This is a genomic window from Paenibacillus mobilis (assembly GCF_058267595.1).
In genome coordinates, this window is the sequence record NZ_JBZCMS010000017.1 from 1 (window position 1) to 23,670 (window position 23,670).

31 protein-coding genes are annotated in these 23,670 nt (G+C 53.4%); 29 read left to right on the top strand and 2 right to left on the bottom strand.

Annotated elements, in window-relative coordinates; translation table 11 throughout:
* The first annotated feature begins 264 nt into the window (after positions 1–264).
* A complete protein-coding gene (locus AC3ZPD_RS21245) occupies positions 265–1,206 on the top strand; it encodes a tyrosine-type recombinase/integrase (RefSeq protein ID WP_490986267.1) in 942 nt (313 codons plus the stop codon).
* Positions 1,207–1,297: 91 nt separating this feature from the next.
* Here AC3ZPD_RS21245 and AC3ZPD_RS21250 read toward each other — a convergent pair whose 3' ends face one another.
* Positions 1,298–2,071 carry a stalk domain-containing protein gene (locus AC3ZPD_RS21250; protein WP_490986268.1) on the bottom strand — a complete coding sequence of 258 codons (774 nt, stop codon included), beginning with the start codon at positions 2,069–2,071 and terminating at the stop codon, positions 1,298–1,300.
* Between the two features lie 290 nt (positions 2,072–2,361).
* On the opposite strand from AC3ZPD_RS21250, the gene AC3ZPD_RS21255 reads away from it, so the two are divergent.
* From AC3ZPD_RS21255 to AC3ZPD_RS21360, 22 genes are all read left to right on the top strand, one after another.
* A complete protein-coding gene (locus AC3ZPD_RS21255) occupies positions 2,362–3,390 on the top strand; it encodes a hypothetical protein (protein WP_490986269.1) in 1,029 nt (342 codons plus the stop codon).
* Between the two features lie 502 nt (positions 3,391–3,892).
* A complete protein-coding gene (locus tag AC3ZPD_RS21260; RefSeq protein WP_490986270.1) occupies positions 3,893–4,555 on the top strand; it encodes a sigma-70 family RNA polymerase sigma factor in 663 nt (220 codons plus the stop codon).
* A complete protein-coding gene (locus tag AC3ZPD_RS21265; RefSeq protein ID WP_490986271.1) occupies positions 4,555–4,944 on the top strand; it encodes a hypothetical protein in 390 nt (129 codons plus the stop codon). Before AC3ZPD_RS21260 ends, AC3ZPD_RS21265 begins: the two co-directional genes overlap by 1 nt.
* Positions 4,944–5,309 (top strand): hypothetical protein, encoded by a 366-nt coding sequence (locus tag AC3ZPD_RS21270; RefSeq protein WP_490986272.1) that lies wholly within the window; start codon positions 4,944–4,946, stop codon positions 5,307–5,309. Before AC3ZPD_RS21265 ends, AC3ZPD_RS21270 begins: the two co-directional genes overlap by 1 nt.
* The gene (locus AC3ZPD_RS21275; protein WP_490986273.1) at positions 5,306–5,692 is read left to right on the top strand and encodes a hypothetical protein; all 387 of its coding nucleotides are present in this window, start codon (positions 5,306–5,308) and stop codon (positions 5,690–5,692) included. The genes AC3ZPD_RS21270 and AC3ZPD_RS21275 overlap by 4 nt, the downstream gene beginning before the upstream one ends.
* Positions 5,689–5,823 (top strand): hypothetical protein, encoded by a 135-nt coding sequence (locus AC3ZPD_RS21280; protein ID WP_490986274.1) that lies wholly within the window; start codon positions 5,689–5,691, stop codon positions 5,821–5,823. The genes AC3ZPD_RS21275 and AC3ZPD_RS21280 overlap by 4 nt, the downstream gene beginning before the upstream one ends.
* Positions 5,820–6,011, top strand: coding sequence for a hypothetical protein (locus AC3ZPD_RS21285; protein ID WP_490986275.1), 192 nt, complete (start codon positions 5,820–5,822; stop codon positions 6,009–6,011). Before AC3ZPD_RS21280 ends, AC3ZPD_RS21285 begins: the two co-directional genes overlap by 4 nt.
* Before the next feature lie 137 nt (positions 6,012–6,148).
* Entirely contained in the window at positions 6,149–6,538 is a 390-nt protein-coding gene (locus AC3ZPD_RS21290; RefSeq protein ID WP_490986276.1) for a hypothetical protein, read from the top strand.
* Positions 6,539–6,583: 45 nt separating this feature from the next.
* Entirely contained in the window at positions 6,584–6,778 is a 195-nt protein-coding gene (locus AC3ZPD_RS21295) for a hypothetical protein (protein ID WP_490986277.1), read from the top strand.
* Positions 6,775–7,002: a hypothetical protein gene (locus AC3ZPD_RS21300; RefSeq protein ID WP_490986278.1), complete on the top strand. Its 228-nt coding sequence runs from the start codon at positions 6,775–6,777 to the stop codon at positions 7,000–7,002. The genes AC3ZPD_RS21295 and AC3ZPD_RS21300 overlap by 4 nt, the downstream gene beginning before the upstream one ends.
* 804 nt (positions 7,003–7,806) lie before the next feature.
* Entirely contained in the window at positions 7,807–8,214 is a 408-nt protein-coding gene (locus tag AC3ZPD_RS21305) for a hypothetical protein (protein WP_490986279.1), read from the top strand.
* Positions 8,215–8,373: 159 nt separating this feature from the next.
* The gene (locus tag AC3ZPD_RS21310; RefSeq protein WP_490986280.1) at positions 8,374–9,132 is read left to right on the top strand and encodes a P-loop NTPase family protein; all 759 of its coding nucleotides are present in this window, start codon (positions 8,374–8,376) and stop codon (positions 9,130–9,132) included.
* Positions 9,133–9,364: 232 nt separating this feature from the next.
* Positions 9,365–10,717 (top strand): DnaB-like helicase C-terminal domain-containing protein, encoded by a 1,353-nt coding sequence (locus tag AC3ZPD_RS21315; protein ID WP_490986281.1) that lies wholly within the window; start codon positions 9,365–9,367, stop codon positions 10,715–10,717.
* 82 nt (positions 10,718–10,799) lie between these two features.
* Positions 10,800–11,390, top strand: a complete 591-nt coding sequence (locus AC3ZPD_RS21320; protein WP_490986282.1) for a hypothetical protein — start codon at positions 10,800–10,802, stop codon at positions 11,388–11,390.
* Positions 11,391–11,787: 397 nt separating this feature from the next.
* Positions 11,788–12,321: a toprim domain-containing protein gene (locus AC3ZPD_RS21325; RefSeq protein ID WP_490986283.1), complete on the top strand. Its 534-nt coding sequence runs from the start codon at positions 11,788–11,790 to the stop codon at positions 12,319–12,321.
* A gap of 459 nt (positions 12,322–12,780) precedes the next feature.
* Positions 12,781–13,383, top strand: coding sequence for a hypothetical protein (locus AC3ZPD_RS21330; RefSeq protein ID WP_490986284.1), 603 nt, complete (start codon positions 12,781–12,783; stop codon positions 13,381–13,383).
* A gap of 376 nt (positions 13,384–13,759) precedes the next feature.
* Positions 13,760–14,287 (top strand): hypothetical protein, encoded by a 528-nt coding sequence (locus AC3ZPD_RS21335; protein ID WP_490986285.1) that lies wholly within the window; start codon positions 13,760–13,762, stop codon positions 14,285–14,287.
* Positions 14,288–14,494: 207 nt separating this feature from the next.
* On the top strand, positions 14,495–15,286 hold the full coding sequence (locus tag AC3ZPD_RS21340; protein WP_490986286.1) for a hypothetical protein: 792 nt from the start codon (positions 14,495–14,497) through the stop codon (positions 15,284–15,286).
* Between the two features lie 21 nt (positions 15,287–15,307).
* Entirely contained in the window at positions 15,308–15,589 is a 282-nt protein-coding gene (locus AC3ZPD_RS21345; protein WP_490986287.1) for a hypothetical protein, read from the top strand.
* Between the two features lie 1,151 nt (positions 15,590–16,740).
* The gene (locus AC3ZPD_RS21350) at positions 16,741–17,949 is read left to right on the top strand and encodes a hypothetical protein (RefSeq protein WP_490986288.1); all 1,209 of its coding nucleotides are present in this window, start codon (positions 16,741–16,743) and stop codon (positions 17,947–17,949) included.
* A 20-nt stretch (positions 17,950–17,969) separates the two neighbouring features.
* Positions 17,970–20,810, top strand: coding sequence for a DNA polymerase (locus AC3ZPD_RS21355; protein WP_490986289.1), 2,841 nt, complete (start codon positions 17,970–17,972; stop codon positions 20,808–20,810).
* Positions 20,803–21,096 (top strand): hypothetical protein, encoded by a 294-nt coding sequence (locus AC3ZPD_RS21360; RefSeq protein ID WP_490986290.1) that lies wholly within the window; start codon positions 20,803–20,805, stop codon positions 21,094–21,096. The genes AC3ZPD_RS21355 and AC3ZPD_RS21360 overlap by 8 nt, the downstream gene beginning before the upstream one ends.
* Before the next feature lie 117 nt (positions 21,097–21,213).
* Here AC3ZPD_RS21360 and AC3ZPD_RS21365 read toward each other — a convergent pair whose 3' ends face one another.
* Positions 21,214–21,417 (bottom strand): hypothetical protein, encoded by a 204-nt coding sequence (locus AC3ZPD_RS21365; protein ID WP_490986291.1) that lies wholly within the window; start codon positions 21,415–21,417, stop codon positions 21,214–21,216.
* Between the two features lie 36 nt (positions 21,418–21,453).
* Between AC3ZPD_RS21365 and AC3ZPD_RS21370 the strand changes: the two genes are divergently transcribed.
* Genes AC3ZPD_RS21370 through AC3ZPD_RS21395 form a run of 6 tightly spaced genes read left to right on the top strand, consistent with a single transcriptional unit; the run spans position 21,454 to position 23,528 of the window.
* Positions 21,454–22,158, top strand: a complete 705-nt coding sequence (locus tag AC3ZPD_RS21370; protein ID WP_490986292.1) for a hypothetical protein — start codon at positions 21,454–21,456, stop codon at positions 22,156–22,158.
* A 1-nt stretch (position 22,159) separates the two neighbouring features.
* The gene (locus tag AC3ZPD_RS21375) at positions 22,160–22,393 is read left to right on the top strand and encodes a hypothetical protein (RefSeq protein WP_490986293.1); all 234 of its coding nucleotides are present in this window, start codon (positions 22,160–22,162) and stop codon (positions 22,391–22,393) included.
* Entirely contained in the window at positions 22,390–22,644 is a 255-nt protein-coding gene (locus AC3ZPD_RS21380; protein WP_490986294.1) for a hypothetical protein, read from the top strand. Before AC3ZPD_RS21375 ends, AC3ZPD_RS21380 begins: the two co-directional genes overlap by 4 nt.
* Positions 22,641–22,850, top strand: coding sequence for a hypothetical protein (locus AC3ZPD_RS21385; protein WP_490986295.1), 210 nt, complete (start codon positions 22,641–22,643; stop codon positions 22,848–22,850). The genes AC3ZPD_RS21380 and AC3ZPD_RS21385 overlap by 4 nt, the downstream gene beginning before the upstream one ends.
* Before the next feature lie 10 nt (positions 22,851–22,860).
* A complete protein-coding gene (locus tag AC3ZPD_RS21390) occupies positions 22,861–23,367 on the top strand; it encodes a crossover junction endodeoxyribonuclease RuvC (RefSeq protein ID WP_490986351.1) in 507 nt (168 codons plus the stop codon).
* Complete coding sequence (locus tag AC3ZPD_RS21395; RefSeq protein WP_490986296.1) at positions 23,364–23,528, top strand: hypothetical protein; 165 nt, start codon at positions 23,364–23,366, stop codon at positions 23,526–23,528. The genes AC3ZPD_RS21390 and AC3ZPD_RS21395 overlap by 4 nt, the downstream gene beginning before the upstream one ends.
* The last annotated feature ends 142 nt before the right edge of the window (positions 23,529–23,670 follow it).

Here is a 23,670-nt window from a genome sequence, read left to right on the forward strand (position 1 = left end):
GCGAGCAAATGGCGTGAGGTAGCCGTACATATAGCGTGTTTTATGCGGAGGGATAGCGAGTTTAGACTTAAAATCCTGCGGTAGGTGACTACCGTACCGGTTCGATCCCGGTCCTCGGCATCTCGCTAGAAATTACGGCCACATCAACGTTAAATGCCCGTCAAATGGCGGGAGGTCCTGCGTAGTTGTAACGGACACTCGCGCAGGTACACAGGACTAACGGAGCGCCTCATCGTTCTATAACGATTGGAGGCGTTTTTTGTTTTGGCAAGGTTACGTAGTATTGACGTAAATGCCGGAGCACCCATGACGTGGCGTGAGGCACTCGCGGAGTTTATGGCGAAGAAGAAAGTGGACGGAATTGGCGAACAAACTGCGGAGGATTATAGACGCACGGTCGCACTGCTGTTTAAGCGGTTCCCTGACGCTTGGGCGAACGATCTTGCGCTTAAAGAGGCGGTGTTCGCGCACATGTCCGACGAGATGGCGGCAGCTACGTTTAATAACCGTCTGGTATATCTTCGCGCGTTCTTCAAATGGTGCATTGGCGCGGGGATTTTCGCGAACAATCCGCTCGCCGGCGTTAAGAAACGGAAGGCGGAGAGCCGCGCGGTGGCGATCGAGGTCGAGGTATTAAAAGCGCTACTGGACGCGCCCGACCAGCGGACATTCGCCGGCCTGCGGGATTACTCGCTGCTCGTTCTTACGCTGGATACCGGCATTAGGCCGTCCGAAGCTCTGCGTCTTTTACCGCACGATTTTAACGCCACAGCGCGAGAGGTGTACGTACCGTCATCTGTAGCTAAAGGGAAGATAGCGCGCACATTGCCGATATCGGACGAGACTGTGAAGGCCTTGCGTCGTCTTATAGCGGTTCGGGCGGATCACTGGTCGGATAACACTCCGATATTCTGCTCGTACGAAGGACGGCCGTTAAATCGCCACACGTGGGGCGACCGATTGGAATTGTACTCGAAGCAAATCGGACGAAAGGTAAGGCCATACGATCTGCGCCACGTCTTCGCTCTTGAGTTTCTACGTAACGGTGCGCACGCATTTGCGGCCCAAAAGGCCCTCGGACATAGCACGATGGAAATGACGAAGCGGTATGTCGCGCTTGTTAACGCGGATCTGCGGAGCGAGCACGAGAAGGCGAGTCCGCTAAATACGCTGCTTACGCGGACGAAGCGGAATATTAAGATTTAACCTTAACGCTCATCTCTTAACGAGGTGGGCGTTATTTTTTTTTTATAAAATAAGCGCCCGATCCACGCAGGACCTAGGCGCTTTTCCTCGTTTATTCTTCCGATACCCATCTAAAGGGGGCGACCTTCGTGTCCCCGTACTCAGCTAACGGGCTATTGTAATCCGCGAAATAAGATGTTGGGTCAACGAAGTCATACGTCGCCCACACGTTAGTTTTGTATGTAATGTAGTCCGTTTTGAGATTCGGATATTTATAGTAGCTTCCGTCAGTTTCGCCCTTTATTTTCTTACTAGGAAGTTTGGCCGCGACGTCGCGAGCATACGCTTCGATAAATTGTTTAATTTGCGTGTCTGTCTTTACCGCTTTATCTACGTCGGACGGGGCGATTGAGTTTTTGCCGTCGAATATACGCCGGTCTATCGTCCGCACATCGTAGTGAAACTCAATGAGGTAATCGTACGCCTCGAATTTAGATTTATTTTCCGTAACGTTGAAACTGAACGGGATGTCACCAAGAGGCGTTTTCAATGGCGAGGACTTCCCGTAGGTATCCGTTAAGTACTTCGCAACGGACTTGGCGTCGGTGAGCGCTGCTGGTTTAGGCGTAGGTGGGGCGACCGAACTAGCACCCGTTATGTTAACGGTCTGGCTCGCGCTATCGTACGACACGGACGCTCCTAACACAGTCGCAACGTCCCTGAGTGGGATGTACGTCTTGTTATCGATCGTGCGTACGTCGATGCCCGTGGGTGTTCCGTTGACTAGTATGCGTATCTTGGGCGCGGCTACGGCACCGAAGGCAAAGGCGCAGGAAAGTGACGTGATAACTAGCGCAGAGACTAACAGCTTTCTTTTATTTAACATGGAAAATTCCCCCCTTTACTTAATTTTACAACATAAACTAAAGTTTGTCTTCGGCAATACCTGAACACATAAATGTTGTCTTTTTATCGGCAATAAGAAAACAAATTTACGGAATAGAGTGGGACTAGCTTTCTTAGTGCTGGCATCGGTGTAATTAAAAATTTCAGTAGGGGTGTGCGAAACGAGAGCGGGCGGCAACAAGTAAGTGTAAGCTAAAAATTTACGCAAAAGCGTGATGCGAAACCGCGTGTAAATAATACGATAAAACAACGGAAGGAGGCGGGGGCGAGGTGGCAGTGATTACCCCAGAACGAGTGCAAGAGGTTATGGATACGGGCTGCGGCGGAGTTTGTGAGGTTGCTAGGGTGTTGGGCGTTCACCATCAGTTCGTGAGGCGTGCTATTTTCAAGAACAAACTAGAGTGGTACATAGCTTACGATGAAGGCCGAGGCAGCGTCGATGATAAGTTTAATGAGTGGGACTTTGAAGACGTCCTGGATGATTGGTTAAGAACAGCGATGCACGAGGAAAGTGTTATTTTACCTAATCGTCCTGGACGTAGGGACTTGTTCGTATTTTTCCTGTATCAACACATCAAAGATAAGTATGGTTCTGTACTCGGTTGGTTAAGGATCAAAACCTCTATGCGGTTGCTGTATGCCTTTAAAAAACAATGTGCCGGGTGTGATGAGGTATTTCATTTATCGGAATTTTTGCGCGATAAAAAGTCACCTATAGGGGTGTCTTCGGCTTGTGTTTCGTGCATAAGGTCAGGAAGAAGTATCGAGGCACAAAGAGCCGGGACAAATAAGAGGAGATCTTGGAGGATGCACCTTCCGAGCAAGTGGGGTATTGGTGATTCTCGAAGGGCTTACATGGTTTTTGGTATTAGGTGCGTACTTACTAATCGCAAGGACACCCACGATGACCACTTCATACCACTTGGAACTGGACATGCAGGTAGTTACCTCGGAAATATGTATCCAATTGCTCGCCGACTAAACATAGATAAGAATCGGTCAAACCCTTTCGAATGGTTCGAAGCGAACAGGCAACGCTTTGAACTATCGCAATCAGCGTTCGATGCGCTTGTCGCCAAACTTGCGCAGCAGAACGGACTGACTCCGGAAGAGTTTCGCGCCTTCACCGATTGGTGCTTCGCCAATAAGCGCTCGGTCGACGAAGTGCGCGCGGACAATGAACGTTACGGTTACCGCAAACCATCGCTCGAAATCTGGCGCGAGGCAACCGGTTTGTACTTTCCGATCGCGGTTGACTTCGGGGATGTATCGTTGCGAGACGTTGAGCACGCCGCTTAACACGTTTGCACTTTTTTACCTAACTAAAAGTAAGTTCTGGCCGTTCCGTTTCCAATTACGCAAAATATCTCCCGCTTCCGCACCACCGTAAAATTACCGTAAAATTAGCCGCTTAAATCCCCGGGAGGCATAAATGTACCCCTTAAGGTATAAACACGCTAATTTCACGGTGATTTTAAGCGGAGCTACGGCGGCGACTTGCGGGGTGGAGGAGCGGGCGGGGCGGCGCATCGGGTACGGTTTATTTTTTAACGGGTTTCACCCTAATCGCGTCACCGATATGTGTATATACCCCAAAATGATACGGTTTTTGTATCGGATTTGGTACGAAAGTTATGAACGTAGTGAATAACTTGAGTAAATCTTTAAGATCTTAAAGTCTTTAAAAGACTTAAAAGATCTATGCTACACAGCCGCGTTTGTCAACCATTAACTTTATCCGCGCCAAAAATGGAAATCGTCCATTTGTACTTTTATACATAAACAACAAGGAGGGCAAGTAATGCAAACTCATTCAGATAACCCGCTACTAGGTCCGCGTGAACCGTTCATCCTCGATAACCTCGGACTCGTACGCCACATGGCGCACCGCTTCCGCTACGCCGCTGATGTGGCCCGCGTCACGATGGACGACGTTATCGGCGAAGGGACTGTCGGGCTATTACTCGCATATGACCGCCACAGCGACGGCACAAAACCGTTTGCTCCGTTTGCACTAACGTATATCTACGGGCATATCAGCGATTACTTCGCAAACAATTACGGCGTCCTTTCGGTGCCGCGTAAGGTGGCGATTTTAGCGATGCAAATCGTGCGTCGTGGCCTTGACGATAGGACGCCTCAGGAAATCGCGTCAGCCCTCGGTGTATCGGCTATTCGCGCCGACAAAGCACTCGAGGCTCTGCATAAACGCTATACTGACGTCATCGATCGCGATAACGACCCGAAGCCTCCGCGTGATCCAAGCGTTAGCGACGATCTCACCGCGCCAGTTGTCGGCGAGTTTCTGGCGGAGCTGACGGATAAGCAACGCCGTGTCATCGAAATGTTAATGGCGGATAAGACGCAGGCGGAGATTAGCCGCGAGCTCGGCGTGAGTCGCAACGCGGTCAACCTCGCGGTCAAACGGGCACGCGAGAAGTATTTAGCGAAGGAGGCTGCGTAATGAAGAAGTTGGAACTGGAAGCGGAACGCCAACGCCTGCTCGTGCTGGCTAACAATCTCGCCCGCGAACATTGGGGCGTTGATTATACGGGCGGTTTCGTTTTGCACAATTACGCATGGCGGAGGTGGGGCGCGTGCTTTCAGTGGTATGAAGACGGAACTTGCGCTATTCGAATGTCTGCGCCTACGAACGCCAGGTACACGGAAGAGGAAGTGCGCGGAAACCTCCTGCACGAACTCGTACACTGGCGGCTGTGGTCGCAGGGCCTCCCGTTTAGCGATCAAAGTGAGCCATTTATAGCGGAGTGCCTGCGCGTAGGGGCACCGATTTCGCAAGCGGCCTACGCAAAGGAAGCGTACGAACGATATCAACGAAAGGTGGGCGCGTAATGAAGCTAACGAAATTTCCGGTAACAGCACCGGACGGGACGGAGTATCGCGTCAGTCTCGAATTTTACCAGGACAATTGGTTCGGCTACCACGCGGAGACTAAGCTGCAGATTCGGCGCAGGTACTTCGGATATTCCACCGTATTTAAGAAGCGTTACTGGCACGGCGAGGGCACGTATAACAAGGACGCTCCGGACTATATCTCAATCGCATCGCAGGTAGTGCACGATTATGAATCGGCCAAACTGGAAGAGTCTCGACGTGAACTCGCCAGAATTACGAGAGAACGCGCTAACGAGGCGGCAGCACAAAAATTCACGCAATGGGACGGCCGCATCACACTAAACGAGGGGGAATCCGAATGAACGTTAAACTCACGAAAAATTACGCAATCAACGCCAAGGACCGCAACTTTATCTTGCTCGAACGCAAACTTGTTGACCCAACGAAGGCTCCCGGATACAAAGCGCCAGAGGACGGCAGCACGCCTCCGATTCGCGAACGTTGGGAAGAGGCCGGGTATTATTCGCAAACGTCCGCGGGCCTGCATGCGCTACTCGACTCCGTTAGAATGCGGACGGTGGCGGCGTCGGATGCGTCGAGCCTGGCGGAATTGCATGACGCAGTGTGGGCGGCCACAGCTGCGCTTATCGACGCGATTAATGGCAGACTGACTCCGGGGTATCGCGTAGAAAAGGTAGATCCCGGAGCATTGGCGACATCGCAGCCGGAAGAGGAGGCGCTATGATGACTCACGAACAAATTATCGCAAAGTGGACTGCAATGACGCCACGTGAACGCGACGAGTGGATTGGTGTTGAGGTGCTGACCGCGAAGGTTACGCAGTATGCACAAAGGGCGAAGGAGTGGTTTAAGTGAAAAGAGTTGCTATAAAAGTGACACTGGAAAAAGAAATATGGATTGATAAAGATTTATGGGAAAAGGACTTTGGCGGTGAATTACCCTGTGACATGGAGCAGTTTGACGAACTGGAAGAAGAATGCACCAGAAGCAATACCGAATTAAAGAAAGCGGAAATCATCAGCGAATTTGAACTTACTGATTGATGCACAGTCCGAACGAAAAACGAAATAAATAGTTGATTCAACTGTGCCTGTGAAATCTAAAATAAGGAGGACGGCGCTAGTGAGTTTCGAAACGGTTGACGATATTATCGAGCATTACACGAAAGGGGAACGAGAGGATGAACGCTGAGAATCATCAGGCGCCTACGGTGCCGGTATTGCCGCGAGAGGTTGCGGACGAAATTGAACACCTACGCTCCGGTGTTGGGTACGGCGTGACGCGTGACAACGCCAAGATTTGCGAAATGGCCCTGCGCCGTGACACGCCGGCAGCTGCGCAAATACTTCGGTCCATTCCGTTCGACACGCTACTCGCCGCGTTGGTTAACGGGTATGAGCGGGAAATGACGGAGGAGGAACGAGCGCACGAAGCTATCAGCGTATTGTATGACCGTCACCGCATACGCGAGGGTGATTACGGTACTGGGGTCGAGGACGAGGCGTTCGCATCCGGAATTTTACGCACGCTGAACGTGCTGGGCATCACGGTCTCCGGCGTAAATGACTAACGCGTGTCACACGAACGCCACTAAATGAATACGGAGGTGTGCGGAATGGATTGGATAGTTTTTGGCTCAGTAATCGCGTGGTTCGGTATTATCGCGTGCGTTATAACGGTGTGGCACTGCGGAATGACCGTTGTAGACGGGATCAGCACGAAGCTGACACGGCCGATAATGGCCGCAGCAATCGTCGTTGGCGTGCTTGACGTCGCTTGCATCGCCGGAATGGGGTGGTATCCGCAATGACCGATTATCACCGTCATTTTACCGTCATTATAGGCGCGGCCGAAGCGGAAGCCTGTTGCACAACGCTCCGGACAGAAGAACGTTATTTGCCGCGAATATTACGTGATATTGGCGTAGTGGCGTCGACCGGAGAAGTGAGGCGGAGTCGTCCGGACTTGCTGCGGGAGGTTGGCGGAAGGGAGCGCGTGAGGATTGGGCGCAAGGTTATCGATATTTTTACGTGAAATGAAAACGTAAGAACGGACGAGCCTGCGGCCGATTTCGGGAGATAAACGGAAAAATTTCGGAACACTGTCCTTAGCGAGATAATCAAATTCGGCTGCGTACGAATGCAGGCGGATGCAAAATGCGGTTAATTTTTAGCAAAATAGCCGCCCTCGACCAGCAAGGAACGGCACAAATTTTTCGAGCGCAGAACGCCTAATCGCCGAATTTGGCGTTTTACGAATCGGCGCGAACGAAAATATAATCGGAGGTGTCAGACGGATGTGGCCGTTTACGAAACGAAAGCCTCACGCTCACAGATTTGATACGCCGCTGTTGGAGTGGGAATATACGCTACCACAGCGTATCGAATTTCAGCGGTGCAGTTGCGGAGCCGAACGTACAAGGCGCGTATACTGGCAAGGACCGCAGGCTGGTCGCGTTGTTTACGAATATCCTAGCAGCGAGGTGAGCGTTAGTGGGCGATGTTAAACGAGACCTAAACGCAGATTTAGCGCTTTGCGAGGCGGCGACCGAAGGGACTGACATGTGCATCGGAGATACAGACGTCCACATTGCGTACTGGCAGCCGTTACTATCGGAGGATGAGCAGCACCCGGTAATTGCCCGATTTGAGCGTACCGAGGACGCGCTGTTCTTTGTTGAAGCACGCGAAGGCTGGCCGGAAGCAATCCGGAGGGCGATTGCGGCGGAGGATGCGCTAAAGAGTATACTATCCGCTATTGATCACGGGGCTTTGTATCGGACGCGCATGTCTACCGGAACAGACTTCGTTATTAGTAACGCAAGGAAGGTGTTAGCGAATGACCAAACCGAAGATTGACCGCAAGGCCTGGCGCACGCTCCCGTACGAACAGTGGAATACCGCGACCATCCACGCTTACTTCGCGGACATGAACCGGGAACGTTACGGAGCCGAAACGTACTTACCGATGCGGAACTGGGGGTTCGAACAAGGCGCAATCAAACGGGCGCTCGCTCAATATGGCGCCGAGGTTCTGCGCGAAGTGTTCGACGAGTGCTTCCGGACGTATACGCCGACTCCGGATTATCCGATCCTCACCGCAGGCTTTGCGCTCGCATACCGCGCCAACGGTATAATTCCGAAAGTCCTGGCGAACAGACTTCGTGCGCAGCAACGCCAGGAACGGATAGCGAGCGTAGAGGTTAATGGGGGGATGAGTGCGGAGGAGCTGGAGGGCTGGATTTAACATGTCAAGCTAATTTCATAGTCTATGATCGCCTGTAGACGTATTGGACGTGGCGCTGTACGCTAATCTTGCAAACGTCAAGAAAAACTAGTTGGTAACCAGTTTTAAATGACGCATTGCTTAAAAGTTGTTAAGATACAGAACGTAAGGAGGAACGCAATGGCACACGGAGATAATTGTATCCTCTCGCCGCACTGCACGCTATCAGGCGGACCCAAGTGTAACACCCTCTGCTCGTCCTATATAGCATGTCACGGGCATAACGGTAAGGGCGGCCGGATTTCCGCAGCAAATGTCCCGTCTGAGTATCGCGGCGTAACGTTGACTAATTCGCCGGTGCGGGCGGCACAAGAGGAGGCTTATTCCGTCATCACTATGTACGTTAACACTTTCCAGCGTCAATTTGGCGAAGGACGCATAAAGTCGCTGTATCTTTATTCGGAACCGCCCGGCACAGGCAAGACCACGACGGCGGCCGCGATATTGAACGAATGGATAACGCGCCACTACATCGGGGCGATCCAGCGGCACAGGCAACCGTTGGAGCGCCCGGCATACTTCGTCGACACTAACGCCTGGCAAACGCTATTCCTCGGCTTTAATCGCAGCCACGTGCCGGCAGAGACCGCCGAGCCGCTTGCGGCCGAATACTACGCGATCGAGCAGCGCGCCAAAGCTGCCCCATTCGTAGTGCTCGACGATATCGGCGTGCGCTCGGCGACCGAAGCGTTTAGAGCGGACTTACACGGGATTATCAACCACCGCGTAGCTAATGCGTTGCCGACCGTTTATACGAGCAACGTGCATATTCGGGATCTGCAGACAGTGTTTGACGCGCGGCTTGCTGACCGGATTCGTGATATGACGGCGTTGGTAGAGTTTAAGGGCGATAGTAGGCGGGGATTTAGGCGCGTATAGACACGAACATGCATTCGATTTATGTATTGACGCTGATTATAGAATGGATGTATTGTGGTATTATAAATACCAAACACAAGCTAGTTGGTTATTTTAAATACCTTGTGGTTTGGAACTCAAGATGCCAAATAAAGTACTATATATTGTATTCTTAGTACAGTTTTATCAACATGTTGTGCTTAATGACTTGCCATGCTAAGAACTTTGTGATAGATTACGGAGGTGGGAACAAGTGCCAATTCATGGAGAGCAAGCGCTTTCTAAAACGATAGATGCCGCAGACATTTCGTGGATAACTAGGTACAAGATCACGCGAACAGACTTCGCCACGGCCGGCGAGCAGCAGGCGTTCGACTTCGTTATGGACTACGTTCGCGAAAACGGAGAGACGCCGAGTTACGCCACGTTCGTCGCAGCCTGCCCGGATGTAACGTACATTCCGGGCGTGACCGATAGCTTTGCGTACATGGCCCGCGAGCTAAAGGACGCGTCGGCCAAACGCCAAATCGCCGACATCGTAAATGATGAGCTGCGTGGCAAGTTCGAAACGCTGGACGCGCCGGAGTTTGCGGAATGGTTCTCCGGCCGCCTGGTGCAGATTAAGGCGCGTGTGGAGGCTGGTTCTGCGTCTCTCACGGACATATCCGCGGACGCCGACCGTTTCTTGACGGAGTATCGAGCGCGTAAGGAGGGTAAATCGTTCCGCATATGGCGGTCAGCGTTTCCTACGATTAACGCGAGGACAGGCGGCTACCAATCGTCCAATATGTACACGTTCTACGCGCGATCTGGCCGCGGCAAATCCGTCATCGTAATGGTGGAGGCGCTGGAGTCTGCGTTGCAGGGCGCGGTCGTGCTCGTGTGGGCGCTGGAAATGTCGCGCTATGAGTGGTTGTCGCGTGCCATATCGTATCTGTCCGCCAAAGCGGGCACGTTTACCGCCAATATTGACGGCGCGAATTACGAAGCCGGATTCGAGGACCGAGCGATGCGTACCGGCCGGTTGCCGGAGGGTTATGAGGTTAAGCTAGCGGAGTTCTTGCGGGCACTCAACGACATCGTACCGGGGCGGATTATCCTCCGCGCATCTGACGATAAGGACTTCGCTGACCGGTCCGTGCACGAACTCGAAGCTAACATTACCGAGGTTGGCGCAGATGTGGTCGTAGTCGATCCGATCTATTACATGGATTACGAGGCCAACACGTCAAAGACGGCGGGGGGAGACGCGGCAGCCACATCGAAAAAGCTACGCCTGCTGGCCGGGCGGACACAAACGGTACTGTGCGTTATCACGCAAGCAGACGAAAACCCAACGGAAAAGGGCGAGGATGGCGTACGCGAGCTGAAACCGCCGAAGCGCGCAGAGATCAAGAAGACGAAGGCGGTGCTTGAAGACGCGGCGGATACGTTCGGTATTGATACGCTAGCGGACGAAGGACGCGGCATTATCGAGCAGGGCAAGGGGCGCAGTGGCGGTGAGGATACGCGGGTGGAGATCGTGTACCTGCCGAATTACGGGATCGTGCGGGAGATTGTGCCGAGCGAGGGGGAAAGTGCCGGGCAATTTGTCAGCGGATTTTAGTCTGTTGACAATGCCCTCAGTTAGTATTATATTATTCCTGTAAAGTATTATACTAAACGTAAATAATATAAGTGGGGGGCAAATGACACCTAACGATCTCAGAGAAATGGCGGTGCAGATAGTGAAGAAGCACCCGGAAGGAATAAGACAAATCGACTTAATCGACCAGTTGGTCAGACAGTACGGAAGCTTTCTTAGTACCACTTCTGATATTAGGATTACGGTTAGAAACTCTATATGGAACCTTGACGAAAAGTTCCCACATCAGGTATCAAAACAAAACACGGGAAGACGGAGGGCTGTTTTCTTTCCAAAGGTGGTGGGGTCTGTTAACGCATCTCATGGTATCGTCGCGACCCCTAGTAACAAAGTCGAGTCAGAGGCAGAGCCCTTGATTAAGGCCCGGCATGGGGTCGAGAGCGCCTGGTTTCTTATCACTGAGTTAGAGGAGACATTAGATAAGTATGACATTTTCGTTGATTATGTAACAACCATGGAACCATCGTTATTAGGGTTACTTAGCAAAGATGATCTCGACACTATTTATGAGCTCTATCACGCGATAGCCACTATTAAACGCTGTCGGGAACTCGTCGTCTCGCGAGAACAAACGATTTACTTTACAGGGGATGATAAAAATAGATACGAGAACAATCCTATGGAAGACAATTGAGGAGACTCACTGGCATAACGCCCGTTGGCACCCGCACAAGCTCGAAGCGTCCTCCCCGTTTCGACCCGGCGACGATACGCCATCGTTCCGAATTAACCTCGATCCGGATTCAGACGGTTATCTCTGCTGGGTCGATATGGGGGCGTCGGACGAGCGGTGGAGGCGCGGCGGGCCAGCGCAACTACTCGCATATTTATTGAACATAACTGAGGAAGAAGCGCGCGAGCTACTTACCGAAGGCACCGAAGAGGGCGAAAGCCCATACATAACGCTAAGACTCGGAGACCCGTCCGCTAGGACACGCGCAAAACCGTTGCCGACATCATTACTTGACGGGTACGCGACGCAAACCGCTAATTATCTAACTACTCGCGGAATCAGTACGGAAGTGCAGGCAATGTTTCAAACCGGATATGACGCCCGATCGCGCGCTGTCACGCTACCGTGGTTCGGTCCAGACGGGAGCCTGCGCAACATAAAGTACCGGTCTACGCGCGACAAGCGGTTTTGGTACGCAAAAGGGGCGACTCCCATACGCGAGTTAATTTACGGTATACACGTCATTCGTGCTCGCGGCATCAAACGGGCGGCTATCGTGGAGGCCGAAATCGATGCGCTAACGCTGTGGTCGATCGGCATGCCGGCGATTGCAACCGGAGGGTCGGCGTTTGGCGATGCTAAGCGGGACTTAATACGGCGGTCACCGCTCGAAGAGATCGTACTTGTGCGTGACAATGATGCGGCTGGACGTGCCTGGCAGCGGTCGATTTACGAGGCGTTGCGGAGGGACGTGCGCTTGAGTATTGCGCGAGTGCCTGACGGCTATAAAGACGTAAATGCGGCGGTTGTTGCCGGGGAGTTGACGGAGTTGCGGAAAGTCCGGGAAATTGCGCCACACTTTCCAAAATTTATGTCGACAAGCGTCGCGTGAGAGCGTATACTCATCTATAGTTGCCAATTGGTAACTTTTCGAGCGAGGGGCCCGTTAAGGCCAACCTCCGCTGAGTTACTTGACGACGGAAACCGGGACATTTTTAGTAGTCTCGTATAGGTCTCTAGGATGGTAGTCAGTTCCTTTGTGGGCATTTATCGCGTCACAGATTAATATCGCGGCAAGAAGCGGAATTGTTCTCGCCCTACCGGCATCCTCTGATGCGTAGCGGGATAGGGTACCGGTGCCGATTTTTGTGTGCCTAGATAAATCCTGCCGGGTCCAACCGACCTTTTCCAAAATGTCGTCAAGGTAGCAGCGACCGAGTCGTTTATCTCGCATCGCAGCCTCCAGATGTTAAAAGTACCCAAAGAATATTTTAACATAATTTTATCGGAAGGTGTGCGAAAGGTAAGTTGACCGGCAACATATAAGTATAACCCATTGAGGAGTTGAGTTATGAACCTTATAAAACTGAATACTTTAGCTCAAGATTATTTCCGAGATCGAACACCGGAGCATCTAAATGAGCTTTACACAGAATCGATCCGACAGTTCCGCGATCGACACCGAGTAAGAACGTACGACGTGCACGAGGCTGACGAAGCGTTTGACGATGCTTTCATCGAGATTATTGCCCGAGATGACGTGGTAGATTTCGGAAGGCTGCTGTCCGCCACACTTCGGAATAAACGATTGTCTGCGAATCGCCAAATCGCAAGACGCAATCGCCGTTTCCTAGCCGTCATTGACGCGCAGGTGGAGCAGGACAATGGGGTTATGGTGGACAAGCATATAGCCCGCGACGTCTCAGCCGAGGAGATTGTTTTACGCAAGAAAGAAGCCGACCAGCGCCAACTGATCGACTTCCTGACTGACCCTTCCCAGGTCGACCACGATACAACGCTAATTGTATCGCAGTTTTCTCAATATGATTCCGTCACGGCGCTCGCTAAAGCGCTAGGAATGCATCATGAGACTGTTAAACGCAAGTTAAGGAGGCTGGCCCGCCGATACGACGCTAATCGATTCGGTGACGCACTCGATTATCTCGCGGTCTAACTTTTGTTACGGAGAGTTGGCATTCAGGCATGACGTCAACTCCCCTAAAAATATTGTAGCACAAACGTCAAGGGATCTGTCTTGTAACTTTATGTAATTATGACTGATTGTATTTTTCTGGAAGTCTGTCTTAGATCACAATTATCATAATACAGCGTAGTTACCAATTGGTCAACAAAAATTATTACCAACTACTATAAGTATACCCGGAGGTGCTTAAAATGAAACTTCCTTTTAAAAATAATCTATGTAATCCTTCCCGGAAAGTTTCCGATAATTTTCGCCTAACCAACGCACTTTACCACGGCGCGCTCGAGGAGTATGAAGACCCAGCGGACTATTATCCGCAGCTCCCACCGAAAGGGGTGCGCGTCGGATGACTACGTTTAAATGGCGCGTATCCGCGCATGCCCTCCAGCGCATCGTCGAGCGCTATGGCATCACGAAAGGAAACGCCGCGAACTGGGCGAATCAGCTCATGGACCGCGCCCGCTACGTATGTGTCGGAGCGGACGACCGCGGCAAGCCGTGTCGCATGTATTGCGCAGACAAACGCACCATCCACGTCGACCTCGTTGAGGACGTCATCCTAACGGTATTTGATGCGCAGATTCAGCGGCCAGCCGCGCCGGGAATTGCCGCAACTTTAGAGCGCGAAATCCGCAAAATGGAGATCGCGATGCTCAAACGGGAGCAGGCGGCCGTTGCCGAACGCGCTCCGATCGAGGCCGAAATTATCTCGTTGCGCCTGACGTTGGCTCGCGTTAAGACAGATGCGCGCCGACTGCCGCTCATCGAACGGATCAATGCGCTGGAAACGCAACTACGCGATTTGAACGAAGCCTTGACGAAGCAGCGGCGTGAGTTGACGCTGTTTGCACAGGGGTACGCATCGATTATGTGACGAATTGCTTAGCGTACTCATCGCCGGTTCTGCGCCGGCACAGCGACATTGCCGTACCCGTTACGTTAACCCTCGCTTCGTTAGCGGGGAGGGCGTACGGGGAGGCCAGCGGCAGTGTCGCTATGCGGACGCAGAAATTGTCCGGGCGCCCAGCGGAGCGTCACGCAAGTTTATCCGACTATACCGATAGAAAAGGAACGTGATTGAATGTCAATGTTTACGAAGGTAGGCGCATCGGCGGCCGCAGCAACAAACGGAGAGGACAGCGGTAAGGACAGCCCGATTGTATCGTTCAAATCCGGCAGCACGTACAAGGTCGGCGTCAAGTCGATCAACGACGTAGCGGAGTATTACGGCTACGGTATCTACGGTAAAGTCAACACGTTCACGCCGAAGACGCAACCGGTGCGTAACGCGAAAGGATTCGTGCAGTCCGGTCACGGCGTATGGGACCGCGCGTCTGACCTGCTGTATGCCGACGCCAAGGCCGCAGAAGAAGCGGGCGCGAGCGAAGCCGACGTTAAATCGACGAAAGATATGGCGTACTTGCTTCGCGGCAAGAAGCGGTACCTGCGCGCTTTCTACGACCTAGCTACCGGCCAGAATATCGTAGTCGACCTTTCGCCGAACCAGGAGAAAGTTATTCAAGGCGCGATCGAGGAGAATATCGATGACCTCGACGCCATCGCGTTTAAGCTTTCGAAAAAGGGTACGGGACAGGGCGCCGTCGTTTCGCTCAACGCCATCGTCAAAATGGAACGCGACCTGACCGACGAGGAACGCGCCAACTTCGCTAAAGTCGGCGACGAACCGTTCGACTTGGCGGACTTTGAAACGTGCCTGTACGTGGCCGACGAAGAGGAGCAAGTGAAGAATCTCGTCATTGCCGGATTTGACATCGCGCGCCTCGGCCTCTCTATCGGAGCGAGTGCGCAAACGCCGGCTCCATCTGACGCTGACGTTCCGGTTGATATCGAAGACTCCGAATTGCCGTTCTGATAACGAAAGGAGGCGCGCCCAATGGCGGACGAAGAAACGTACGTAACCGAAGCAGTCGATGCGGAGTCCTCGCGTATTACCATCGGGCTCAATCTCCGCAAGACTGCGCAACTTGGACCGGCAGCCGCTGACGTCGCCGCGTTCGTCAACACGCTGCGCGAGCAAACGCAAGAGGACTACGTTATCGACGTGCAGGTCGGCGTTGGTAATTTGCCGGATCGCGGGCGCAATTCCGACGGAACGCCGGTTGTTGGATTCGTAGTAGACGAAGAGGAGGACGATTATCACGGCACATGTATCTGAAATTACCGGCAAGTATTCGGAGCTGATCGCAAGGGCGGCGCTCCTGGCGAATGGTTGGACGGTGCACCGAGCGGAAACGGACGAGGCTTACGACGTGCTCGCGACCGATCCGGTCAGCGGCGACCACGTTAAGATACAGGTCAAGACGATCCGGCAGCGCGATGACCGCGGGGGCGACCTCGTAGTTAACGCGAAGAAAGGTAACGGAACGGCGTACGACCGAGCCGACGCTGACTATCTTATCGGAGTTCTAGCAGAAGACGGGGCGACGCCTCGGGTGTTTATGTTTGAAAACAGATTACTGAAAGAGTATTGGTGCTCTGAGGCGCGTGCATCTGAGCGTTGGGTAGAGATATCTTTGGCGTTAGATAGGGCTTCCTTGCATTACGGCTCTGCAGACACGGCGGTAGCGTAACGCATGGGGTTGTTCGCAGATTTAGCAGGACAGGTGTTTGGTAGGCTAACGGTGATTGAAATGGCTGAACCAAGCAAAGCCGGGAGGACGCGGTGGCTCTGCCGTTGCGAGTGTGGGAGCGTGAAGACTGTCCAGAGCACTGATTTGCGTAGCGGTAAAACATCTTCGTGTGGGTGTCTAAAGAAAGAACTATTGGCGGGGAGAAGAACTACGCATGGGATGTCTCAAACATCGCGATTCTATCGAAGATGGGCGGAGATGCTGCGTAGGTGTACAAATCCTAAATGTCGTTCATTTCCGAACTACGGCGGTAGAGGGATTACTGTAGACGCCAGATGGGAGTCATTTGAAAACTTCCGGGATGACTTATATGCTTCGTACCTAGAGCACGCAGCTGTTCACGGTGAGGATGACACCACAATAGAAAGGAAAGACGTTAATTTAGGGTACTGCCCGGATAATGTGAGGTGGGCTACAAGAGCAGAGCAAGCGCTTAACACGCGCCCAACGTAGGGCGCGGCAGGGGTGCGCGAACGATCCGACGGAAGTTGGACAGCATCATTCAAACGTAGGGGAAACCGGTTCTACAAGACATTTCCAACAAAGGACCAAGCGCTTGAGTGGCGCAAGGATACAATCGCTGCAATAGACAACGAGGTTGCGCAGGCAGCAGCGTAAGGCTGGGCGGAGGCACCTACGTGCAGCCCACGAAGAGGAGACCGAATAATTGGCGAAGTTGAACGTAGTAGTACCGGCGGTTGACGTAGAGGTAGGCGGCAAGAAATACCGGAAGGTTGCGCGCGAGGCGCAGGCGGGCGATATTGTGCGAATCAATGACGATGATACTCCCAACTACGTATTCGACGGAGCCTTTTATGAGGTGGTGCGCGTTGACTCGTTTGGAGATGCGCAGATTATCGATGAGGACGGCGACGAGTATGACTTGGGTGGACACGGTTACAACTTCGAAGTCTACGAAGCGGTAGAGGAAGCCCAAGCGCCAAAATATCGCGAGGAGCAAGGACCACTCTATAGAGAGGTTAAACGCCACGCCAAAGTGGGCGAGCGGATTAAGATCGTAAACACGCTGGACGACCGCTGGATCAACGGTGAAGAGTTTACGGTCAGCGCGGACGCTGGTGATGGTGATGTGTACGTTAAGCATCCGGAAGGTACGAATGACGGGCAAGCCTGCGTTATCCGCCGTGAATACGTAGTCCTCGAACCGGTTGCCGACGCGAAGCCTGATCGGTTGAAAGTCGGTGAATATGCGAAGGTTATCGCTGACCGAACGACGAGCGAGAACGATCCGATTTCATACGGAGCACGTGTCGGCGATCTCGTTGAGATTATGGAGGATGACGGCGGCCACGTACCATTCTACGTTAAGACAATCGCTGGACATAACGTAGACGATGGTAACTGGGCGCGCGAGTGGGCGCTCGTCCGCGCAACCGACGAGGAAGTCGCCGCAGCAAAAGCCGCATTCGACCCGCGTAGCAAATTCGCCAAAGGCGATAAGGTACGGCTGATTAGCGGTGGGGGCAATTTCCCGCTTTACGGATTTGAATCTGGAGTCATTTACGAGGTATCCGAGCCTAGATACGATAATCATCCGGAACGTTATGGCGTTATCAAAATCGCTGACGCCGCGGGACAGGGCGGATTCGCCGCACCGGAGCAACTCGAAAAGGTCAGCGCGGAGGAATCCCGCTGGTCCGCAATCGGCCGGAAGGTGAACGAGTTTAAGCGCGGGGATATCGTTGAGGTTATTAGCAGCTCCGGATATGTGCCCGTCGGAGACTTCGGAGTCATCGGCGAGATTAACGGCGATATGTTTCGCGTAAACACGCATGATCGCACCACAGCAAATTGGCACAAAGCTGCGAAGGTAAAACTCATCGTACCGGTTGAACAACGCTTTGACCGGACGGAGGTCGCGTAAGAAAACGGAGGTGATGCGGATTGGACGTTAAATTAACGCTCAACCTACGTGCAGAAACCGACGCAACCGAGCGCGTGGTCGACGCCGCGAAACGGAAGAAGGCCGCAGAGGAAACGCCAGCCGAAGCAATCGAACGCGTTAGCCACATGAGCTTAACGGATCGCGAGCGCCAACTCGTAGATATCGTTAAAAAGACGGGGGCATCAGGCAAGCTTCCGTCTCTCCGCTCCGGCGGCGGTCAGGTTACGAAAGCGGACGTACTGGCGGCGGGCTCACGTATTCTCGCGGAAAGGGAAAGCGCAGAGCGGGCGGAACGGATTGCTGAGACGCTGCGAACGAAGCCAGCGAACTTCCATATCGTGACGGATGACGCGGAACTGCCGCACATGGTCGAGAGGCTGCGCCAGGAATGCCGTTTGCAAAAGGATGATGCGTGGTTTACGAAAGTGTTCGCGCTATTCAATAACACGCTAATCCGGCGTAAACTGGGCGAGCGGGGCATAACGCTTCCGGCTGCGCAGTCTTTAACGGTGTGGGATACGGAGACGTCCGGCGTCGATAAGATGATCGATCTAACTGGCGGATATTCCGTATGGTTGCCGCTACTTGACGAGGGTTACTACGTTGCTTACGGGCACTTGACGGGAGAGGCGCAATGCACGCGTTCGGCCGCACTCGGAGCAATTGCGCGATTCATAGCGCTGCCCTCGATGATTAAATCGTTCCATAACGCGCCGTTCGACTTGGCGATGATGCTTAACGATGGTCTCGCGCCGGCTGGCGTCCGGTACGACTCACTCGAAGCTATGCGCACGCTTAACGACCACGAGCCGACATACGGCTTGAAACCGTTGATTGCGAAGTATAAGGCGGAAATAGGCGCATTCGGTCCGGACTTCACGTTTGAGGATCTATTCGAGCGAGAGTCACCGATGAAGCATCCGGTCGAACTGGTCGGAATCTACGCGATATGGGACGTACTCAAGGGTTGGTGGCTGACGAAATGGCAGATCGACTTGCTCATCGCGACCGATAACCTTGCGTCAGCATATTTCGAAATCGGCCAATATCTTCCGGAAATCAACGTTAATATCGAGCGGACCGGCTTCGTTATTGACCTCGACGGACTCAAGGCGCTCGGCGACGAACTGCGGCCGAAGCTGGCGAAGGCTCAAGCGGATGTGGCTGCGGAATACGGCGTAGAGAGTCCGGAGTTCTTGCGGAAGATGGACCGGACGATTAACGCAAAGAAAATCGCAGAATGGGTTACGAAGCAGAGGGCGCGGATTGCCCGGAACGCGGGGACACAGCGGAAACAGCGAGCAATTATCGCGGAGTGTGAAGCGGCCGGAAAGACAACGCTCAAGAAATATACGAACGCGATCGACCGGTTGCGCGAATTGGAAGCGGAAGCTGCGGAACTTGCCCCGGCAGACGAAGAACACGCGCCGCTATTCGTCGAGGAATTTTCGTTCACAAACGACAACCACTTGCGCTATTTGATTTACGACCACCTCGGGATCACGGACCGAACGAAGCAGATCGTCAAGGACAAATCGAAGGAACGCGCGGTATCGAAGGACGTACTCGACCGTTACTTCGAGGAAGAGGAGGCGCTCAAGCCGCTCGCCCTTGTGTCCGCGTATGAGAAGCTGCTCGGCACGTACATCGATAAAATTCCGGAAGCGCTCGACGTTGACGGACGGCTGCACACGCAGCTCGACACAGTGTCGACCGGTCGTTACAGCTCGAAAGGGTACTCGGGCAAGCCGAACGAACTGCGGCCGGAACGCGTCACTGACGAGAACTATCTCGAAGTCATGCGAAGCCTGGTCGAGTGTGGCGAGAAGAGTGTCGCAAAGGGCACGAATATTCAAAACATACCGGCGCGCACCAAAGAGGGCGAGAAAGTCCGCATGATGTTCGTCCCACCTCCGGGCCGTACGTTCCTCGGCAGCGACCTTTCGTCGATTGAGCCGCGCATACAAGCGCACAAAATGGAGACGGAACACGGCGACCCCACCTTCGCCGACATGTACCGCAAGGGGCTCGATCCATACGTAGAGTTCGCGTCGATGATGTTCGAAGTGCCGCGTGAGTTGTGCTTGGAGAGCGCCTATAAATCCGGACTCACATCGATCGCTTACCGGAAGCTGACGAAGGATATGTTCCTCGCGAAAGGTTACGGCCAGGCGGAGGAACAGTTCGTTAAGACAGCGGTTAAGCGCGGTATCACGGAGGAACAAGCCAAGCGTGCGTACGCGAAGTTCGACGAGATCCTGCCGGGATTCTCTACGATGGTTAACGCGTCGTTCGAGCACTTACGCAAGCACGGATGGACTGCGACACTTTGGGGCCAGAAGCGGCGTTTTCCGGAATACCGGAAGAACTGGGCGCGGCTGTGCGAACTCATGCGTAGGGCAGGCATTCGTGACAAGAACGATCCGGAACTCGGCAAGAAAACGTACAAGCTTTCGCCGGCGGACCGCAACGAGTTCTGGCAGCTTATCCGTCTGACTGGACGCGATGAACGGGCGGCATTTAACCACGAGATTCAAGGTACCGGCGCGAACGTACTCAAGTTCTGCATGATCCGGAGTTACTACGAGCTAACAATTGGGCGCGGATGGGAGTTTTCTCTAACGTTGCATGACGAGCAGAAACACGCAGCACCGACGGAGGACATTACGCCAGAGACGGTCGCGCTGTACACGGATATCATGACGAACACGGTAACGCTAGTGTGCCCGCTTGAGTGTGATACGGTGATCGAACCCCGTTGGATGAACGAGATAAAACCTGCGGACTGGGATTACGAAAATGGACGACCAAAAACGAAGGAGATGACGCGGAATGATTAAAGTTAGCTTAGCGGAAGTAGAAAACATGGCATGTGGTGACGATGCCTTGACGTATGACGGCGTGGAGCTTCGCGTAGTTGAGCCGGACGTTTGGGTTTCCGACGGAAAGTACGAGCGTTGCAAAGTCATCTTCACGGATGGTGAACGTTTCTATAGCGGAACAGCTTCACGCTCAGGATCGTATTTTACGGACTATACGTATACGAGCGAGTGGGACGATGAAGACGCCGATATCGTAGAAGTACGGAAGGTTACGAAGACAATCGAAGTATGGGAGGCGGTTTAACTGACGAGAGCAGAAACGCTAGTACACGACTTTTTGACGCAAATGGACGCTTATTACTCATCACCGGATACATCGTTTTACGACTCGGTAATTGAGCGCAAGTTTTACGAACAGAAACTACGCCACCTCGGATTCAAACCGTACCCGAACGATGGACTCGTAACGTTTGGCGCGTCCGGTACGAACATGTGCGACCGCCAGCTCGTATTCAAGAACGATAAGGCTACGCGTCCCGAGAAATCCGCGGACATTCCGTTCAGAGGACGACAGCGGAGGCAAGGCACAGCAGTCGTCGATTACCTGCAGCTCGATCTCGTGCATATGCCGAAGCGCCTACGTGGTGCAGAAAAGTTCCGCATGGCCGTCCGTGATGATGGCGATTGGGACTTCGAAGAAGCGGCGCAATTACGGACGGCGTTTACGCATCCGCATCCAGAAACGGGTGAGCTCGTTAGTTTCGCGATCACCGCCAAGCCTGACGGAAAGTTTGATTACATGCCGGACGGATCGCGCATTATCTTCGAGTATAAAACGAAGGCGAGCGGACTTCGCGCCATGAACGGAAAGCTCGATTATAAAGGCGCGCAAGACGACCACAAACGCCAGGTAGTAGCGGAGTCTCTCGTGTTCGGTATTGACGAAGCGCTCATCGTGTATGAATCTACGCAAAAGCCATCGTGGTTCTCGGACGAAGATAAATCGTCGGTTACGAAGGGGCAAAAAACGTGGAAGGACGGGCGGCCACTCCCGGACCTGCGCGCATTCTACGTTAAGATTACACCGGACGCGCAGCGCTCACTCCTCGACGACTTGGCGCGCCAGGCTGCGCTCGTATATGAATCACGGGAAACCGGAACGGCTCCGGACGTTAGCGTCGAGATGACCGGCAAGTGCGGATTCTGCGCTTTCCGCGGGTACTGTGCGGCAACGCTTAGCGCTGAAAACTTGGCGCGACTTGAACGGGCTGAGTCGGCGATGGCTCACGGTTCAATGGCGGGCAAGCAGGCGCATAGAGAGTTGGCGCAGTTTATCGACGGAGTGAAACCGAAGGAGGCTGCGTAATATGGATGAATTAATCATGTTTGCCGCGCTGGGAATGTGCGTTGAGGAAGTAACCGGAAAAGACTCGGAAGAGTTGCTTTCAGCGGAGGTGATCGCGAAGATTGACGCGTATGTTGACGAAGCGGACCCGCCTACGAATGATGAGAGTGAGGCGCGATTAATTACGCTATTTGAGCGTGCGACTGACGCCCTCCTTGCGAAGATTGAAGCGGAGATGACGGTTGACGCCACATGAGTACCGCGAAGCTCTACGAAATCCTAGCGATCACCTATCCGGATGGACAACCGCACGAACGCGAGGCCCGGCGCAAGGGCCACCGCGTCTCCATCCGGAAGATTAAGCGCGGCGAAACGCTTAGCGCCACATACGAAGACGGCAGCGGAATCCTCAGTACGACGCGCATTAAGAACGTAGAGGAAACGGACGGCATTATCGTAGTCACGACGCGGAACAGCGTCTATACATTTCGGGAGGTGGCGGAGTGAAGCTCGCAAATAGATTGATTCAAACGGTTGTGTTAACGGGAGTGTGTGGTGCATCGGTCGCGTTTTGGTTCTTCGCGATCGCAGCGATTAGCGATTCGTCTCCGGGCGGTGCCGCAGTTCTGGCGCTGATTCTCGGAGCCTCTGCCTATTTCGTATTCTCCTCGTTAAAGGAGGGCGCAGACTCTGACGAAACCAAAACGGAGTAAAGCGCCGGCCATACGACACGCTGGACTCGACCTTTCGCTTACATCGCCGGGATTCGCGGTCATCGACGTTACTGACCGTGTTCCCAATCTCGTTGCGACGTCGCACGTCAAGACGGAACCGGCCGATAACGCCGCGCTTCGTTACGAGATTATCGAGGCACATGCGCTCCTCTTTTTCCGTGAGCACAGGCCGATGACCGGTGCGATTGCCCGCGAGATATGGCCGCCTAGTCGTAACTACGCGCAGAATGATCGCATTCACGGCGCGTGGTCGGCGGTTGACCGGGCGCTGGCTTCGCTCGGGCTCGCGGTCGCTGCGAACATTACGCCGACGAGCGTTAAGAAGATCGTTACGGGCAGCGGCAAGGCGGAGAAAGCGGAAGTTGCGGCGGCCGTGCGGGAGTGGTTGCGGTTGCCGGACGACTATCGTTTCGCGACGGATGACGAATCGGATGCGTGCGCGGTTATTCTGGCGCATTTGATTAGCGAAAATTTGATCGGAGGAATTGCGGCATGAACGAACTCATCCGCAAGACGTACGAAATCCAGCGCTATGAGGTCGAGCAACTCGAACGGTCCGTCTCGATTCAGCGCGGCATACTGGCGGACTATGAGGCGCGGCTGGCTGACGCACGCAAACGCCTGGCTGCGACCGAACGGTTTATTAACGTGGAATAAGGCGTGATCACACGCTGACTTGACGACACCTACCGCAGGACGCATCACCTGCGGATTACATATACGAAGATGGACGGAGTGGCCTGCGGGTTGCTCCGTTTTTTTTTTCGAATTAGTGTGCGAACGGAGGACGGCCGGCAAC